This window comes from Chitinophaga sp. 9-1-y, from assembly GCF_059511905.2.
In genome coordinates, this window is sequence record NZ_CM197955.1 from 1129386 (window position 1) to 1146761 (window position 17376).

13 protein-coding genes are annotated in these 17376 nt (G+C 47.4%); 9 read left to right on the plus strand and 4 right to left on the minus strand.

From position 1 onward, the window contains the following. Positions 1 to 72 precede the first annotated feature (72 nt). Complete coding sequence (locus tag AC5ZC7_RS04490; RefSeq protein WP_496162521.1) at positions 73 to 1146, minus strand: saccharopine dehydrogenase NADP-binding domain-containing protein; 1074 nt, start codon at positions 1144 to 1146, stop codon at positions 73 to 75. Between the two features lie 124 nt (positions 1147 to 1270). Here AC5ZC7_RS04490 and AC5ZC7_RS04495 point away from each other — a divergent pair, with 124 nt between their 5' ends. Then, positions 1271 to 1972 carry a DUF4488 domain-containing protein gene (locus tag AC5ZC7_RS04495; protein WP_496162522.1) on the plus strand — a complete coding sequence of 234 codons (702 nt, stop codon included), beginning with the start codon at positions 1271 to 1273 and terminating at the stop codon, positions 1970 to 1972. A gap of 102 nt (positions 1973 to 2074) precedes the next feature. Here the strand turns inward: AC5ZC7_RS04495 and AC5ZC7_RS04500 are convergent, their stop codons facing one another. The 3 genes from AC5ZC7_RS04500 to AC5ZC7_RS04510 are packed head-to-tail and all read right to left on the minus strand — an operon-like array spanning position 2075 to position 4925. Next, on the minus strand, positions 2075 to 4006 hold the full coding sequence (locus tag AC5ZC7_RS04500; RefSeq protein WP_496162523.1) for a gamma-glutamyltransferase: 1932 nt from the start codon (positions 4004 to 4006) through the stop codon (positions 2075 to 2077). Positions 4007 to 4015: 9 nt separating this feature from the next. Beyond that, a complete protein-coding gene (locus AC5ZC7_RS04505; RefSeq protein ID WP_496162524.1) occupies positions 4016 to 4504 on the minus strand; it encodes a DinB family protein in 489 nt (162 codons plus the stop codon). 10 nt (positions 4505 to 4514) lie between these two features. Further along, positions 4515 to 4925, minus strand: a complete 411-nt coding sequence (locus tag AC5ZC7_RS04510) for a Dabb family protein (protein WP_496162525.1) — start codon at positions 4923 to 4925, stop codon at positions 4515 to 4517. A 138-nt stretch (positions 4926 to 5063) separates the two neighbouring features. On the opposite strand from AC5ZC7_RS04510, the gene AC5ZC7_RS04515 reads away from it, so the two are divergent. From AC5ZC7_RS04515 to AC5ZC7_RS04550, 8 genes are all read left to right on the plus strand, one after another. Further along, positions 5064 to 6578, plus strand: a complete 1515-nt coding sequence (locus AC5ZC7_RS04515) for a histidine kinase (protein WP_496162526.1) — start codon at positions 5064 to 5066, stop codon at positions 6576 to 6578. A 1-nt stretch (position 6579) separates the two neighbouring features. Further along, the gene (locus AC5ZC7_RS04520; protein WP_496162527.1) at positions 6580 to 7764 is read left to right on the plus strand and encodes a DUF4407 domain-containing protein; all 1185 of its coding nucleotides are present in this window, start codon (positions 6580 to 6582) and stop codon (positions 7762 to 7764) included. A gap of 35 nt (positions 7765 to 7799) precedes the next feature. Further along, a complete protein-coding gene (locus tag AC5ZC7_RS04525; RefSeq protein ID WP_496162528.1) occupies positions 7800 to 8504 on the plus strand; it encodes a response regulator in 705 nt (234 codons plus the stop codon). A 213-nt stretch (positions 8505 to 8717) separates the two neighbouring features. After that, on the plus strand, positions 8718 to 9308 hold the full coding sequence (locus AC5ZC7_RS04530) for a TetR family transcriptional regulator C-terminal domain-containing protein (protein ID WP_496162529.1): 591 nt from the start codon (positions 8718 to 8720) through the stop codon (positions 9306 to 9308). Positions 9309 to 9348: 40 nt separating this feature from the next. After that, positions 9349 to 10218: an alpha/beta fold hydrolase gene (locus AC5ZC7_RS04535; protein ID WP_496162530.1), complete on the plus strand. Its 870-nt coding sequence runs from the start codon at positions 9349 to 9351 to the stop codon at positions 10216 to 10218. A 73-nt stretch (positions 10219 to 10291) separates the two neighbouring features. Then, the gene (locus tag AC5ZC7_RS04540; RefSeq protein WP_496162531.1) at positions 10292 to 10882 is read left to right on the plus strand and encodes an RNA polymerase sigma-70 factor; all 591 of its coding nucleotides are present in this window, start codon (positions 10292 to 10294) and stop codon (positions 10880 to 10882) included. A 468-nt stretch (positions 10883 to 11350) separates the two neighbouring features. Next, positions 11351 to 13981: a zinc-dependent metalloprotease gene (locus AC5ZC7_RS04545; RefSeq protein ID WP_496162532.1), complete on the plus strand. Its 2631-nt coding sequence runs from the start codon at positions 11351 to 11353 to the stop codon at positions 13979 to 13981. A 14-nt stretch (positions 13982 to 13995) separates the two neighbouring features. Further along, the gene (locus AC5ZC7_RS04550; protein ID WP_496162533.1) at positions 13996 to 17367 is read left to right on the plus strand and encodes a SusC/RagA family TonB-linked outer membrane protein; all 3372 of its coding nucleotides are present in this window, start codon (positions 13996 to 13998) and stop codon (positions 17365 to 17367) included. The last annotated feature ends 9 nt before the right edge of the window (positions 17368 to 17376 follow it).

The window sequence follows — 17376 nt, forward strand, 5'->3', positions numbered from 1 at the left end:
GGGAAGAAAAGGTAATGTAACAGCAATAGGCATGCTTAAATGAAGGCGTAAAACTGCAACATTGCCGACCACTCAGCTATGTTCTGCTGTAATAATCTCCCGCTCCACGCCAGGGATCTCCATGATAAATTCCGCACCATAAGCGGTGCCGGGTGTTTGATACCCCGCCTTCCATTGGCCATTACATATTTTCTGCGCCATCAGTAAACAACTGAGCATGGTAAGCGTATAGCCGTCAGGACACTTTAACCGCACTGTGGCTTTTTTGCCCGCCATATTATACACCTGTCCCCATACCAGGCTATAAGCTGTACTTCGCATTTCATCTGTAGGACCAGCAGGACGTTGCGCAATTTTTTTCTTAATAAAGTTTCGGACAAGCGTAGTCCGCAACAGCCAGTTAAACAACTGTTGCAGTTTTAACAAACGATGCACATTTACCGGCACAGCGGTATAAGTGGTGATATTGGGAATACCCGTGCTCACGTAAGCCGTAGCCACATCGCCCCAGGGAATACTCATGGTGAAAAGCTTCTTCTGGCCAAAATCAATCCAGCGCCCCTGATGCCCCAGTGGCCGGTGGATAATACGTCCCCCTCTTCTTACGGCGCCACCTTCTCCTAATTTATATGCCATAGACATGGCCGTGCCATGTGATACACCACCACCTGAAGTAGCAAAAGCCAGTTTGAGATCGCTGGCATCCGGTAATAATGTTTTTAACAGCAGGGCGATGCAATCCGTCGGTACCACATCAAAGCCGGCCCCAGGCAATAACATAATGCCGGCGGCTTTCGCAGCGGCATCATATTGTTGCAACATTTCAAAAACAGTAATATCGCCATTGATATCGAGGTAATGGGTTTTGGCCTGTATACAGGCCGCTATCATAGGTTCCGCCGTTAAGTGAAACGGACCCGCCGCATGGATCACAAATTTAACTGCTTTCAATGCCTCCACTAATGTAGCTGTATCTTCCAGCGAAATTACCTTGTAGGGGAGTTGAAGTCGTGACGCCAGCGCCCGCAGCGCTGTTTCATTCCTGCCAGCCAGCACAGGTTGAAGTTGATATTGGGCGGCATATCTGGCGATCAGTTCACCCGTATATCCGTTGGCGCCATAAAGCAGGAAAGCATTTTGTTGCATCCCGGAAAGTACGAAGAAACGCGATGTAAATGCACTAATACCTGAAATTTTAGGAAAACGAAAAACCCAATCCCTTTCCTTTCTGCAATGGATGTATTATCTTTTGGTACTAAAAACCCATGTTATGAAAAGGCTATCCGTCTTCTTCACCTTATTGCTTTCTTCCATTGGTATATTGAAAGCACAAAACCCGGTAGGCGCCTGGAAATCGGTATCCGGAGACGTAAACAGCGTATTGCTGATTACTCCCGAATGGTTTAGTGTTACGGATTACAAGGAAAAAACTTTTTTATCCAGCTACGGTGGCACCTGGAAAAATGCCGGAAACGGCCAAAGCAGTGTGACTATTTATTTCAACACGACCAATCCTTCACAAGCAGGACAAAGTGCCAATGTTCCCGTTGGAATGGAGAATGATCACCTGATCACCAGTACACCGGGTGGGGGTAAACAGGAATGGACCCGTGTAGATGATGGCAATGGTACCTTAGCCGGCAACTGGCAAATCACTGCCCGGGAAACCGATGGAAAAATGAATCCCATCCCCAACGGTCCCCGGCAAACTTTTAAAATACTGACCGGCACCCGCTTTCAATGGGTAGCACTCAACCTCGATACCGGCGAATTTTTTGGCTCCGGCGGCGGCACCTATACCTTTGAAAATGGTACTTATACGGAAAAAATCGAGTTTTTTTCGCGCGACAGCTCCCGTGTAGGTGCTGTACTCTCTTTCAAAGGAACCGTGGATGGTAAAAACTGGGATCATAGTGGCCTCAGTTCAAAAGGACAACCTATTCATGAAGTGTGGAGCAGAAATAGCCTTTAGCAGTTAGCTTTTAGCTTTTAGCAAAATGCAGCGGAGATAAACATATGATATGGTTTCCGCTGCATTTTGCTAAAAGCTAAAAGCTAATGGCTAACAGCTACATCACCATCCTATGCCATAATCCTCTCCGTGATTACTACTACCTCCCCACAAACTTCCATGCGTGCGATCTATAAAAATAGCGTTTATCGGTCCGCTGGTACGCTCTCCGAAACTCAGGTGATACCCCATTTTTTCCAGCGCCTGCCTTGTTTTTTCAGATGTATTATTGTTGAGTAAAATACTTCCCGGACGAGGCTCCCTGTCTTTAACAGTGCTGCCGCCTAATGACAACCACAACTGGTTTGTATTGATATTAGCCGCTTCTGTAGCCTGTTGTACGGTCATGCCAAATTCTACGATGTTCAGGAAAAACTGTAAGAGGTTTTGATCCTGCGTATCGCCTCCCTGTACGCCAAAGCAAAGGAAGGGCTTACCGTCTTTCAATGCCAGGGAAGGGGTGAGGGTAACGCGTGGACGTTTGCCCGGCGCTATTACGTTAAAGGGACAAACTGCGGAATCCAACACAAAGCTTTGTGCCCGCTGACTCATGCCTACACCGGTTTTGCCGGCAATACAGGCAGGGAGCCAACCACCGCTGGGGGTAATAGATACTACCCATCCGTCTTTATCTGCCGCTTCTACGCTGGTGGTGCCTCTCCAGAGGCGATCCATATAGGCGCTGTCGGGTGTGTTGTTGGCGTATAACTGGTTCAGGTCAACAGCGGGTAAAAACGTAGTGGCGTCATGTTTAGGTACAAATCCGCCTGGCTTACGCCCGCTGCTGGTATCGGTGAGCTGTTGTCGTTCAGATAAAAAGTGCAGGTAAGGATTGGTTTTTCCCATGTACGGATAGGGATCACCAGGGCCTGCGTTGGCATCGTTTTGAGTGAGATTGATTTGTTGCGCCCTGGCCTTTGCATATGCTTTGCTCAACAGTCCATTGATAGCAGGATTGGTGTTGAAGGCAGGATCACCGTAGTAAAAATCACGGTCGGCAAAGGTAAGGTTCATGGTTTGATACAGCGTATGGATATAGTTGGCAGAGTTATATCCCATCGCTTTCAGGTCAAAGTTTTCCAGGATGTTAAGGCTTTGCAGGAGCATGGGGCCTTGTGTCCATTCCTGTAACTTATATACTTCGATGCCTTTATAGTTGGTATGTAGTGGTGCTTCTTCTATGGGCTTCCATTTGGCCAGGTCTTCGAGGGTAATAAGGCCACCCTGTTCCTGGCAACCACGTACAAATTCTTTGGCGATGTCACCTTTGTAGAACCGGTCGTAAGCCGCCATGATGGCTTCCTTGCGACTTTTATGTTTACGGAGCGCATCCTGTTCTGCTTCCACCATTTTGGTGAGGGTGGCCAGGAGGTCTTTCTGCACAAAGATTTCGCCGGCTTCAGGAGCTTCTCTTTTTTCACCAGGGTGAGTCAGGAAGACGGCTTTGCTATAAGGCCATTCTTTGATGTATTTTTTGCCTCGTTCTATGCTGTTGGCTGTTTGTGCTTCTATGGGATAGCCGGCGGCCATTTCCATGGCGGGGGCCAGTACCGCTTTGAGGCTCATGGTGCCGTATTCGGCGAGCATGTAGCACAGTCCGCCCACGGTGCCGGGTGTAACGGCCGCCAGCGGACCGTATTCCGGTGGAAAGTCATAGCCCTTGTTTTTATAAAAAGCGGGGGTGGCGCCGGTGGGAGCTACGCCGAGTGCATTGATAGCAATTACTTTCCCGGTTTTGGGATTGTAGATGAGTGCTTGTGTTTCGCCTCCCCAGCTGAGTACATCCCACATGGTGCAGGTGGCAGCTAACATGGCACAGGCGGCGTCTACGGCATTCCCGTTTTGCTGGAATATCATGGCGCCGGCAGTGGCAGCCAATGGTTTACCGGTAACAGCCATCCAGTTTTTGCCATGTAGTGGTGGCTTCTGCGTTTGCTGGGCCTGTATACCAGTGAAAGCTACGGGTAACAGGAAGAGGAAAAGTAAGCGTTTCATCCAGCTAATTTAAAGCATTATTCTCACCGTCACCAACAGTTGCCCGGTATGACGCATGGTGTGCTCTGCCGCATGAAAGAGCAGGCCTTGTACTGTTGATGGCAGCTGTTTACGGCCTACGCCCCGGAATTCGGTGAGGGTGTTTTCCGGCGTAGCAGACAATTGTAACAGGGCTTTATGCGTTTGCGCATTAAAGGCATCCAGTAGTTCGGACAACGACTGGCCCGGTTGGCCTTCGGCCTTGAGATAGGCGAATTGCTCCGGTGTCAAAGCTTCGGCGCGGGCGTAAGTAAGGAGCCGGTCCAGTACTCCGCTGATGTGTTGCAGGTGATAGCCGGGAGAAGCAACGCCTTTGGGTTGTTCCCATAGCCGCTCTTCCGGGAAGTCCTGCATCAGGTTATTTATTTCGAGGTTGGCCTGCAGCAATGCGTGCGCTGCAGGTTGCAGCAGTGCCGGTATATGATCTACCGGCCCGCTCATCCAATATTCAGTGGCCATAGTAACGGGTTTATACTGCTACTGCATCGTATACTACTACTTTTTCCCAGAGGTGGCTGCAGTTTTTGATGAACTCCTGGTGGATAGGATGATCCTGGTAGGTAGCTTGTCCGGCCAGGTCACTGAAGAAAATCAGCTCCGATACTGACCAGCTGCTGTCTACTACTTCACGCTTTTCCGTACTCGCTACTACGCCTACACGAAGGTCGCGTACCGTTTCAATTTTGGAGAGCGTTTTCACGCCGGCTATCAGTTGATCGAGGTCTTCTTGTGAAGTAGGATTCTTCAGCCAGAAGAATACATGATGTACGATTGGATATTTCTTTTCCATATTTGTAGCGGGGATTGCTGCTGCAGCGGCTGTACCTGCGGCCAGTGCTGCAGCGGTTCCTAAAAATGTTCTTCTGTTTGACGTGCTCATAATCGGCCGGTTAAGGCGATGAAAATAATAAAGATCTGCGATTTATTATAGATTTCATACCGTATTCCGGCACTTTCATCCCATTTTGCTTTGCCCGAAAGCTGCAATCGCTAATATTGCTGTAAATATTGATCCCTTATGAATCAATTTAAGAAAATTGAATTCGGCATCGCCACCGGCATTTTTCTATTGCTATTATTTTCCGTGCTTTATCCAAGCCTGGTGTATAATGTATTTGAACTGCAGGACATTTATGGTACCAAGTTCGCTATGTACCACCAGGTATTTGACTACTATATCCATTATTTACTGCCAATAATGGGGCAGATGGCCATGGTATATGTGGCCTTTCTCCTCGTAAATTTTGTCATTGTACCCATGTTCCTGGAGAAGGGGCGATGGGTAGGGGGATTGGCGCTGCTGATTCCATTAGGACTATTATATTTCCTGATCTCTATTGTTTGTAACTCCTACTATAACGGCTATTTGTTTGGGGTATATAATACCGTGCGGGGTGCGCATATGCATTTTGTAAAATCGGCCTTTATTACCACTGTTTTTTCCACGCTCATGTATGTGGTGTATTATTTTGCCAAGAAAGCGTTCTACGATACGTTGTATACCCGCTTCACGAGGGATATGTCCTTCCGGCAAATGATGATGGAAATATTCTGGGCCACTGGTTTATTTGTTGTGATTTTTTGTTTGTCGTTTGGCGATTCCAGGGATCTGGCGCTGATGATCCTGTTCTTTGGTCCTTCGCAGATTACAGTGTTTTTCATACTACGTTATAAAGTATTTCCGGATTTTGAAGAGGGGCATCACGACAAGCGTTTACTAGTAAGAGATATTGCCCTGACGGTTTTTGCCAGTAATATATTGATGGCATTAATTACACGCGCCATTGGGCATAGGCGGGGAGATTGGTTTGCGGCACTTGGATCTACCGGCGTAGTGGTATCGTTGTTGGCCGTGGTCCCGGTATGTTGGTTCCTGTTCCGGTCGCGTAAAAAGCATCAGCAAACGGTGGTGACGCTGAAAAAAGCGCTGGGCCGTTCCGCTGCCGATCTGGACTTTTTACGTTCCCAGATTAATCCCCACTTTTTATTCAATGCACTCAATACCCTGTATGGTACTGCATTACAGGAAGAAGCTGCCCGTACCAGTGAAGGTATTCAGAAGCTGGGAGATATGATGCGCTTTATGCTGCACGACAATAACCTGGAGAAAATACCATTGGACAAAGAAGTGGCCTATCTGCAAAATTACATTGCTTTGCAACGCCTGCGTGTATTATCATCTCCAGATATTCTTATAGAAATAAATATAGATGAAAGCCAATGCCAGCATGAAATAGCGCCGATGTTGCTGATCCCTTTTGTAGAAAATGCGTTCAAGCATGGTATCAGTTTAAGACATCGCTCGCGGATTGTGATTTCTTTGAGTTGTACGCCTGACCAGATTTTCTTTGATGTGTATAACAGTGTGCATCCCCGTCCGGAGAATGATCCGGAGCGCGAAGGCATGGGTATTGGCCTGAATAATGTAAAAGAAAGACTCGCTTTGTTATATCCTAACCGGCATGAACTGAGTATCCGTCAAACCGGCAGTGAATTTTTTATCCACCTTACCATTGATGTTAATAAACAATAAGATGAAGAAAGAAGAAGTACCAGCCGTACCTGCACCCGATGGCATGACCCGCTTTTTATGGTGGCTGGCCGCTGCTGACGCAGATATATTAAAGGATTGCAGAACGGAAAAAGAACGATATCGCATTATTGGTATATCCGTACTCGTTACCTGGATGTTTGCCACCTTAGCCTGGGGGTATTTCTTTTCTACCATCGTCAATGATGATATGGTGGTAACGGGGCTGGCCCTGTTTTTTGGCTTCGCTATTTTATCCATTGACCGTACCCTGATTGCGGCCATGTCGCGTACCAATGGCAGCATCAAAGTGTTGCCGGTAATTTTTCGTTTAGTCCTGGCCGTTACAATTGGATTGTTTATATCACAGCCCGTAGTATTAATGTTATTTAAGAAAGACATTGATGCCCAGCTGGAGCTGAGTAAACAAACCAAACTCGACGCCTACCGGGAACAACTGGTGAAGCTCAATGCCGGACAGCTGGGCACTTTGCAGCAGTCCATGGAACAGGGCAAGGCGCAGTTGGCGCAGAAAGCGGCAGAGCTGAAAGTGTATAAAGATGGCTACATCAAAGAAACCGACGGTACCGGCGGTTCCGGCAGAATAGGAGAGTCAGATATTGCCCGGGTGAAAAAATCGGCTTATCTCAAATCAGAGGAAGAATACCAGGTGATGCAGCGGGCCTGGGAACCACAGCAGCAACAGTTGCAGGCACAGATCAATAAGATGCACAGTGTAGACAGCCTGAAAGAAACGGTTTATGTCAGTACACTGACCAACGGGTTCCTGGCACAGGTAGAAGCATTACATGAACTAACAGAAACACACCCGCCGGTAAAACAACGTTACCGGCTGATTGTATTTATTATCACCCTCATTGAAGTAATGCCCCTGCTCAGTAAAATCCTGATGCCTAAAGGTGAGTACGATGAAAAGCTGGCCGCTGCCACAGAACAGGGCGTAATAGCTGCACAACTGGAAACCGCTAATAGTGAGCAGTTGCAGGAACACTACCAGGCAGCCGCGTTACAGGCGGATAAAGAAACGGTAGACCACCTGTTTGAATCTACCCGGGATATCCGGAAAGAACAGGCAGAAGCCCTGGTGAAAGAGTGGCGCAGCCGTGAACATAACCAGTACCAACATCTCTGGCAACAGGCTAAAAAATTGTTGCTCGGGAAAATTTAGTAAATCCCTATCTTGCTAATGCCTAAAATAGCCATATGAAGCTGACTGCTATTGCAATAGATGATGAACCGGTGGCGCTGGCTGTTATTAAAAATCACGCCGCCATGGTGCCCTTCCTGGAAATGAAAGGGTTTTTTACCAATGCGTTTGATGCCATTGATTTTTTAAGCAAAGAAAAAGTTGACCTGCTTTTTCTCGATATCAAAATGCCGGATATTTCAGGACTGGATTTTTTGTCCAGCTTACCTTATCCTCCCATGACGGTGTTTACTACCGCCTATTCCGAACATGCCGTGAAAAGTTTTGAGCTGGATGCCATCGACTACCTGCTCAAACCTTTTTCCCTGATACGTTTCATGAAAGCCTGCAATAAAGCCAATAACCTGCTGCAGTTGAAACAACAAAACGGAACGCCGGTACCTAAAGACCAGCCGGAATATATTTTCGTGAAAAGTGGGTATGAACAGTTTCGTATTGTGTTGGAAGATATCCTTTACCTGGAAAGTGCCGGTAACTACGTGAATTTCATCCTCACCGACCGTAAGCTTATTTCCCGCCTGTCTATGCAGGAGGCGGTAGACCTGTTGCCCATTGCGGCTTTTACCCGGGTGCATCGCTCTTATATTGTAGCTAATAATAAAATTGAGCGGGCGGACAGGAACTCACTCTATATTAAAAACATTCCTATCCCCATTGGAGCCGCTTATGCCACAGCTGTAGAGCGTATTCTAAGCCTGTAATCAGCGCGGATTTTGTCTTTTTCAGGATTATACTGATTATACTGATTTTATTTTTTTGTTTTAATAGATTGGGGAAGATGAAAGCGAATTAATTTGCGCAGATCTTTCAAAATCTTATTCATCAAAAAATAAAATCAGTATAATCAGTATAATCCTGGACAAGACAAAACTTTTTTTGAAAAATTGGACCAATTGGTCTAATTTGGTAGGGCCATGGGAAAAGCAGAAAAGACCAGACAGTTTATCATTGAGCAGGCGGCGCCTATTTTCAACCGGAAAGGGGTGGCAGGTACTTCTATCAGTGATATCCTGAAAGCCACGAGGCTGGCCAAGGGAGGGATTTATGGCAACTTTACTTCCAAAGAGGAAATCGTGATGGAGGTATTTGACTATATCGCGGAAGCCGAAAAGCAGCAGCTCATAAAAGTAACGGCTACGGCCAATACTTCTGCCGGCAAGTTTGAAGCGCTGTTCGACTACTACGCTACTTTTCCGAAGAACCAACGGGTAGCCGGCGGATGCCCCATGCTCAATTTCGGCGTGGAAGCAGATGATACCAATCCGGGCCTGAAAAAGAAAGTAAGTGAGTTAGTGCTGTATTACCAGTCCCGCATTGCCAAAATGGTGCAGTATGGAAAAGATAACGGGGAATTCCACCCCGACTGGGACGAGAAACAATTTGCCGTGCGCATGTTCACCATGCTGGAAGGCGCTATCCTGGTAAGTAGTGTGCTGGGTCATAACAAGCAAATGCTGGTCATACTGGACGCGCTAAGGGAAGAAATGAAACGTCACTCGCTGTGACTTTTTTTTACGATAAAAATAAACCAATCGGTCTAAAATCATGCAACACCAGGTTTTACCACTATCGCTACGGATGACAAGCACCCTGTTATCCTTGATGAGCCGCCCTTTTCCCGGCTTAACGGCCAGGTTATTTTACCGTTTATACAGTACACCACCAGCCGGAAAACTACATGCTACCCATGAACAGCTGCGCAATGAGGCCGTGGTGCAGCCGCTGAAAGTAAGCAGCTATCCTTTTGATGATACCCCGTTGGATATCGTGACTTATCGCTGGGGAAACTCCGGCCCTAAAATATTGCTGCTGCATGGCTGGGGAGGCAGTCCCCTGCATTTTAAACAGCTGATTGGCAAGCTGGTGTCAAACGGTTACCAGGTAGTGGCGTACGATGGCCCGGCGCATGGCCGTTCCGGCGGCAAGCGTACCAACCTGGTACAATGGATGCATGTACTGGAGCAGGTAATGCTGCAGGAAGGCGAATTATATGCTATTGTAGGACATTCCTTCGGCGCTTTAAATGCGGCTTTGACCCTTTCCCGAAAGTCGGTCAGTGTGCCTAAACTGGTGTTGCTGGGTGCCGCGCTCAGTGCCCCGGTGTTTTTCGACGAGGCACTGCGTTTGTTCCGCATACATCCTGTGGTGATGCCACGAATCACCACACTGGTCCGGGAGCGCCTCCGGGAAGATCTCACCGACATGGACCTGCACCGCTATATCAATGGTATCAAAGCCGGCAGTATATGGATTGCCTATGATACCACCGATACACTGGCCAAAGCCACTGAAATAGATGATTACCTGCAGCAATACCCGGCCATACAATCACTTCGGTTTACAGGCGAAGGGCACTTCCGGATCATGCGCCACGAAGCCGTACTGACGGGCATGCTGGCCTTCCTGGCAGCCTGATCATGATAAAATAAAAATGCAAATCCGGCTTGTTTGTTATATCTTGCATACTTCCCGTTAATTCGCTGGTGATATGCATGATATAACAGACAGAGACCTGGTTGTCCTCGTGCATTCGCAACCTTTAGAGGCGTTCCGGCTCATATACCAGAGGTATTGGGATCCGCTCTTTAATATCGCTTTTAAACGACTGCAGGATGCAGAGGAGGCCCGTGATATAGTACAGGAAGTGTTTGTAACGGTGTGGGATCAGCGCGCGCAGCTGCAACCACGGGAATCGCTGTTGCCCTACCTGCAGGTTATCCTCCGTAATCGCATCTTTAATTTATACGCCCGCAATGAAGTGAAGTTAAAATATATTGTGGAAGCACAATGGCAGGCCACTTTTGCTCACAATAACGCCGTACAGCAACTCACCCTCAAAGAATTACAGGACATCGTGAACGATGCCATCGCCCAGTTACCACCCCGTATGCAGGAAATATTCCTGCTGAACAGGGAAGATCAGCTTACCCCCGCCGAAATAGCTGCACACCTTTCCCTGTCTGTACAAACTGTAAAAAATCAACTGCACCGCGCTACCGAAAAAATGCGCGAACACCTGCGCAGCAAGGTAGATCCTACACTGCTCCTCACCATTATTGCCATCCTGACCGGCAAGTAAAAATTTTGTCATATAAGAGGACGTCAGGGTAAGCGAATTGAAAATATATTACGTACCCCCGTTCCCGTTATCATCTCAAAAAAATAATTTTTTCCTGAAGTGCTGAGTAGTATAACGTTTTAGCAAAGTTGTGCTCCTCTTTTGAATAAAAATAAAAGCAAACCGTTTTTCTGTAAATATTTTCAATAGCTTTGCATCCCTGTGGTTAAAAAAATGTTAACACACGGAATTATTGCTTGTGAAGATTTATCAGTGTCTGTAGTATTTAAACCTGCACACAGCTTTGTAGCACCCGATCGTCCTTTGTAGCCCGGCCCTTGCTGGGCTTAACTGTAGGGGTAACACCCCGTCAGGATTCCTGTGCGGTCACCACCCGTCAAAGGACATCCCTTTTATACCAGCAACGCGTCCGGATCATTGTTGCCCCTGTATTAGTATTTAGTATATATCACTAATAACGCTCCAACTATGCACGCAAGTTACAGGAAACTGTTATGGCTACTCCCATGTGTAGCCCTTTCGGCACTATGCCTATCTTCGATGGAAGCCCAGGCCCAGTCAAAGAAAAAAGGCAGCTGGCTGTTTGGCAAAAAAACACCGGCACCAGCAGCGGATACGGCTACTAAAAAGAAACCGGATACCAAAGGACTGAAACCTTATAAAGAGGTGATTACCGCCGATGCCGTTTCTAAAGAAGGCCTGTTTAAAGTACACCGCGTAAAAACAGACTACTACTTTGAAATCCCCCTGAAGCTCCTGGGCCGCCAGATCCTCGTTGTCAACAAGCTCTCCAAAGTACCGGAACAGCTCAACGACGCCGGCGTGAATAAAGGAATGAACTATGCAAACCTGGTGGTTTCCTTCGAAAGAGACACCCTGCTCAACAAAATATTCCTGCGTAAACAAAACCCGTTCCTGGAAGTACCTGCTAATAACGCCATCGCGCAATCTGTGGCAGATAACTTCATTCCCTCAGTGATCGACTACTTCAAAATAGAAACCTATAATACAGATACTACCGCTGTGGTGGTAAACGTATCCAAGATATTCGACGGCTCCAACACCAGTATCAACAACGTGTTTGATGCACTCGGCATGGGTAGCTCTCCCATCAGAGACCTGTCCCGCATCCGCGTCATCAAAGCTTTTGAAGATAACATCGTTGCCAAGTCAGAGCTGACTGCAAAAATTACTGGCGTGGAAGTGTCTATTGAAACCACCACGAATATGGTATTACTGAGCGAGCAGCCCATGACACCCCGCTTCGCCGACAGAAGGGTAGGACTCTTCACCACTCCCCGCTGGTATTTCAGCGATGAGCAGCATAAGCTGGAAGAAAGAGAACTGATCACCCGCTGGCGCCTGGAACCAAAACCGGAAGACCTCCAACGCTACCGCAACGGGGAACTGGTAGAACCAGTAAAGCCAATTGTTTATTACATCGATCCAAGCACCCCGGCAAAATGGCGCCCCTACATCAAAGCAGGGATTGAAGACTGGCAGAAAGCTTTCGAAGCAGCCGGTTTCAAAAATGCCATCATCGCCAAAGATGCACCAGTAAATGATCCTGATTTCGATGGTGATGACGTACGCTACTCCGTAGTAACTTATGCCGCTTCTTCCAAAGCCAACGCGATGGGCCCTTCTGTGATTGACCCCCGCTCCGGCGAAATCCTCGAAGCCGATATCATCTGGTGGCACAACGTGATGAGCACCCTGCACTCCTGGGTACGCATCCAAACCGGCGCCATCGATCCGCGCGCCCGTGGCAACCAGTTCAGCGACTCCCTGATGGGACACGCCATCCGCTTTGTTTCCAGCCATGAGGTAGGACATACCCTCGGCCTGCAACATAACATGGGCAGCTCCTACGCTTTTGAAGTAGACTCCCTGCGCTCACCTGCCTTCACTTCCCGCATGGGTGGTACTGCACCGTCTATCATGGACTACGCCCGCTTTAACTATGTGGCACAACCCGGTGATAACGTTACACAAATCACGCCCGCTATCGGCGTATACGATAAATTCGCCATCGGCTGGGCCTACCAATACACCGGCGCTAAAACACCGCATGAAGAACTGCCGCCGCTGAACAAACAGTTACGTGCACACGAAAATGACCGTATGTATGCATTCGGTGAACAACAGGAAGTGCGCGACGCCATCGATCCCCGCTCCCAGATAGAAGACCTCGGTAACGACGCGATGAAAGCCAGCCGCTATGGCCTCATGAACCTGAAACGTATTGTACCGCAAATTTTAACCTGGACCAAAGAAGAAGGTGATAACTATGACGAAGCCGGTAAAATGCTGAACAGCGCTATTGGCCAGTGGAATCAATATGCATATCACGTATTAGCCAATGTAGGCGGTATCTACATTACCCCTACGGTATACGGACAAAAACAAAATACTTACGAACACGTAGAAAAGAAAAAGCAACAGGATGCGGTGCATTACCTCATCGCGGAAGTATTCAATACACCGGCATGGCTGTTCAAAAATGATATCTACACCAAGAGCTATCCGATTAAGGAGAGCCCTATTGGCAATATCGAATACGGTGCACTGGTATACGCAAAGAGCTTACAGTCGTATGTGTACTATGATCTGCTCCGCGATGAACGCCTGTCACGTATGCTGGAAAATGAAGCTGCCAACGGCAAATCCGCTTACACCGTGTCTGACCTGATGAGCGATATGCACCAGGGTATATTCGCTAAAACCTTGCGTGGCCAGTCGCTCGATATCTACGAACGTAACAGCCAGAAAGGTTTTGTAGACGCACTCATCATCAGCATCGACAAATCGGTGATACGCACAGATGTGAAGAAACTGCAACCCAGTGAACCAATAGCGGGTATCAACGATTTCTGCACCTTCTCCCTGCAACCACAACAACAGAAAGAGGAACGCGCTTCTCGTAACATGATGTACTTCGCGGTAAATCGTGTATCCGATGCCGTAAGTGCAAAACGCGGAGAACTGAGCCGCCTGCTACAACTGCTCAACAGCAAAAAGAACAACGCCGACAGGGCTACAGCAGACCACTACGGCGATCTTATTATTCGTATCAACCAGGCTTTAAATAATAAATAATCACATCTCTCTACATGAAACAAAGTTCAATTTTACAAAAGACATTATGCCTGTTACTGGCAGTTTGTCTTTTCCCATGGTGGGCGCAGGCGCAAAACGGCCCGCGTATTATTAAGGGTAAAGTAGTAGATGCTGTTTCCGGAGACGCCCTCATCGGCGTATCTATCTATGCCAGCAACAAAACCATCGGCACTACCACCGGCACCGATAACATCATAGAAAATATCAGCATAGGCGCTATCACCAACGAGAAAGGCGAATTCTCCGTGAACCTGCCAGACTCCCTGAAAGTAAAGCAACTGACGGTGAACTATATGGGATATGAAACCCGTTTGGTCACCATCACTGCCAGCAATACCTATCATATTACGTTAGCTACCTCCGGTAAAAACCTCAATGAGTTTGTATTTACCGGTTACCAGCAAATCCGTAAGAATAAGTCTACCGGCGCTACGGATAAAATCAGCATGGAAAAAATAGACATCGGCGGCGTAATGAGCGTGGAGCAAATGCTGCAGGGACAACTGTCTGGTGTGGCTGTAACCCCACTCTCCGGTGCACCTGGCCAGGCAGCAAAAATCCGTATCCGTGGTACTTCCTCTTTACAAGGTACCCAGGACCCTTTATGGGTAATCGATGGATTACCAATTGAAGGTACCAACCTGCCAAAGCTGGATGATGCAAAAGCAATCGACCAGTTGTATACTTCCTCTATTGCAGGTTATAGCCCGGCAGATATTGAAAGCATTACGGTTCTGAAAGATGCGGCTGCTACAGCCATCTACGGTGCACGCGCTGCCAACGGTGTTATTGTAATTACCACTAAATCCGGTAAGAAGAACGAACGCCTCAGCATCAACTACCGCAATAATTTTACGTTCACGCAAAAACCTAACCTGGATCGCCTGAACCTGATGAACAGCGACCAGAAAGTAAACCTGGAACTGGATCTCTTCAAGTCTGACTTCACTTATCTGCCAGATAATGGGGAAGTATCCCGTATCCTCAGCAAATATGGTGTTACACCGGAAGAGCTGACCAACAAAGGTTTTGGTGGTATCAACGCCAGCGCACGCAACGAAATTAATGCGCTGAGAGGTATTAATACTAACTGGAACGACCTCTTATTCCGCAGCGCTTTTACTCAGGAACACAGCGTAAGCGTGTCTGGAGGCGGAGATAGGTCTAGTTACTATTTCAGTGGCGGGTATTATGATGAGAAAGGTGCCGCTGTTGGTACCGGTGCGCAACGCTATAACATCACCCTGAAAACAGATTATGACCTGACCGATAAACTGAAGTTTTCTGCCGGCATCTTCGCGAATCAGCGTTCGCAAACCTCATTCCTGACCGATAACATGGCGGTAACCAACCCCATGAGATACGCCAGGGCCGCTAATCCATACACACCAGCCTTAGATAATAACGGTGGCTATGTATACGATAAAAATGTGGTTGGGGACGAAGGCGTACTTAATTTCAACGTGCTGGAAGAACGCGCCAATACTGGCAAAACAGTGAAGGCACAGGCAGTAAATACCAATTTTAAACTGGACTACGAAATTATTCCACGACTGCACATCAGCTCGCAGTTGGGTATCCAGTCGGAGAATACATCTTCCGAAAAAATAGCCCTGGAAAATAGCTACTATATCCGCCAGTTGGCAGATATCCGCCAGCGTTATGACCCGGCTACCGGTACTAAATCCACTTTCCTGCCTAAAGGTGGAATGATTGATAACGGAGAACAGCGGCTGCAGCAATATACGCTCAAAACCCTGTTGGAATATAGCTTCAATATCAATAAAAAGCATGATTTTAGCTTCATGGGCGGTAATGAGTTGAGAAGAATCAAAGACCGGCTCAATACTACCGTAGGTTATGGTTATGATCCTAAAACGCTGACCACACAGCCACCAAAATACCTGAACGATAATGAAATAAATGCACTGTATAAAGACAGGCATCAATATGCAGAAAATGCTTTCGTATCATTTTTCGGCACTGGTAGCTATACTTACAACAATCGCTATACCCTGGCAGGAAGTATCCGCTTCGATGGATCAGACCTGTTTGGTGTAGACCCGAAATACAAATACCTGCCTTTATGGTCTGTGAGCGGTTTATGGCGGGTAATGGAAGAACCATTCATGAAGAATGTACGCTTCCTTGACATGTTAAACGTACGTGCTTCCTATGGTTTACAGGGAAACATCGACAAAAATACTTCTCCTTTCGTAGTGGGCCGGTACATCAATGCAGCCATATTGCCGGGTAATACCTCCCAGATGATCCTGGTTGACGGTCCTCCTAACGCGAAGCTGAGATGGGAGAAAACGATCAATAAGAATATCGGAATTGATTTCGCGGTGCTGAAAAACAGGGTGAATGTAACGGTAGATTATTACGACCGTCATGGTAAAGACCTGATCAATGCCCTGGCATTGCCACTGGAAACCGGTTTCCAATCTATGAACGTGAATTGGGCAGAAATAAGTAACCGTGGGGTGGAAGTAAGCATCAATACCCGGAATATTATCCGTAAAGACTTCCGCTGGTCTACCGACTTTAATTTCGCTTATAACAAGAATACTGTTTTACGTGAAACCCTGCCGGATAACGCAGGATTCCCTTCCCGCGAAGGTAATGCCATTGGCACCATCTGGGGGTTGCCATATGCAGGGCTGAGTGAAAAGGGTATGATCATGGTGAACTATAATGGTAAAGTAGAATCCTTGTCAGAACTGCTGCAGTTACAAGACGATTTTGCCGGCGATCCGGACCTGGGCGGGCTGTTCCCTTATACTAACCTCACCAATGCACAGGTACGTGATTTATTCAAAAATATGGGCAGCAGTGATCCATTGTACACTGGTGGGTTGAATAACAACTTTACGTATAAGCAATTTGATCTGTCTATTGGCCTGATGTTTAACCTCGGCCAGAAAGCGAAGATAGATCCACCTTACAGCCCGATACTCTACAACCGCGGTTTGAACAGCAGCACTGCTATTCTCGATCGCTGGACACCGGCTAACCCGCATGGAAAATATCCCGCATTATTCGGAAATACAGCGGAAACAGATCCGGAGCTGAAACTGTTGGGGCATTGGCTGGAAGATAAAATCTACCAGTACCAGGCGCTCGGTTTGTGGATTAGAGATGCCGGCTATGTAAGGGTACGTAATATCACCCTGGGCTATCGTTTGCCGGAAAACATCAGCAATAAAATCAGGATGAAAGGACTGAAGGTAACAGCAGAAGCCCGGAATCCATTCGTATTTGCGAAAAATTACGATGGCTTCCTCGATCCGGAAACAATGGGTAACAACTATGCACAGCCCATTCCTAAAACATTTACCATTGGCCTCAACGCCACTTTCTAAAACTCAGTA

Coding starts and splice junctions, on each gene's coding strand:
- AC5ZC7_RS04530 (WP_496162529.1), top strand. CDS start 8,718: ATGGGAAAAGCAGAAAAGACCAGACAGTTTATCATTGAGCAGGCGGCG.
- AC5ZC7_RS04525 (WP_496162528.1), top strand. CDS start 7,800: ATGAAGCTGACTGCTATTGCAATAGATGATGAACCGGTGGCGCTGGCT.
- AC5ZC7_RS04515 (WP_496162526.1), top strand. CDS start 5,064: ATGAATCAATTTAAGAAAATTGAATTCGGCATCGCCACCGGCATTTTT.
- AC5ZC7_RS04505 (WP_496162524.1), bottom strand. CDS start 4,504: ATGGCCACTGAATATTGGATGAGCGGGCCGGTAGATCATATACCGGCA.
- AC5ZC7_RS04495 (WP_496162522.1), top strand. CDS start 1,271: ATGAAAAGGCTATCCGTCTTCTTCACCTTATTGCTTTCTTCCATTGGT.
- AC5ZC7_RS04540 (WP_496162531.1), top strand. CDS start 10,292: ATGCATGATATAACAGACAGAGACCTGGTTGTCCTCGTGCATTCGCAA.
- AC5ZC7_RS04535 (WP_496162530.1), top strand. CDS start 9,349: ATGCAACACCAGGTTTTACCACTATCGCTACGGATGACAAGCACCCTG.
- AC5ZC7_RS04520 (WP_496162527.1), top strand. CDS start 6,580: ATGAAGAAAGAAGAAGTACCAGCCGTACCTGCACCCGATGGCATGACC.
- AC5ZC7_RS04550 (WP_496162533.1), top strand. CDS start 13,996: ATGAAACAAAGTTCAATTTTACAAAAGACATTATGCCTGTTACTGGCA.
- AC5ZC7_RS04500 (WP_496162523.1), bottom strand. CDS start 4,006: ATGAAACGCTTACTTTTCCTCTTCCTGTTACCCGTAGCTTTCACTGGT.
- AC5ZC7_RS04545 (WP_496162532.1), top strand. CDS start 11,351: ATGCACGCAAGTTACAGGAAACTGTTATGGCTACTCCCATGTGTAGCC.
- AC5ZC7_RS04490 (WP_496162521.1), bottom strand. CDS start 1,146: ATGCAACAAAATGCTTTCCTGCTTTATGGCGCCAACGGATATACGGGT.
- AC5ZC7_RS04510 (WP_496162525.1), bottom strand. CDS start 4,925: ATGAGCACGTCAAACAGAAGAACATTTTTAGGAACCGCTGCAGCACTG.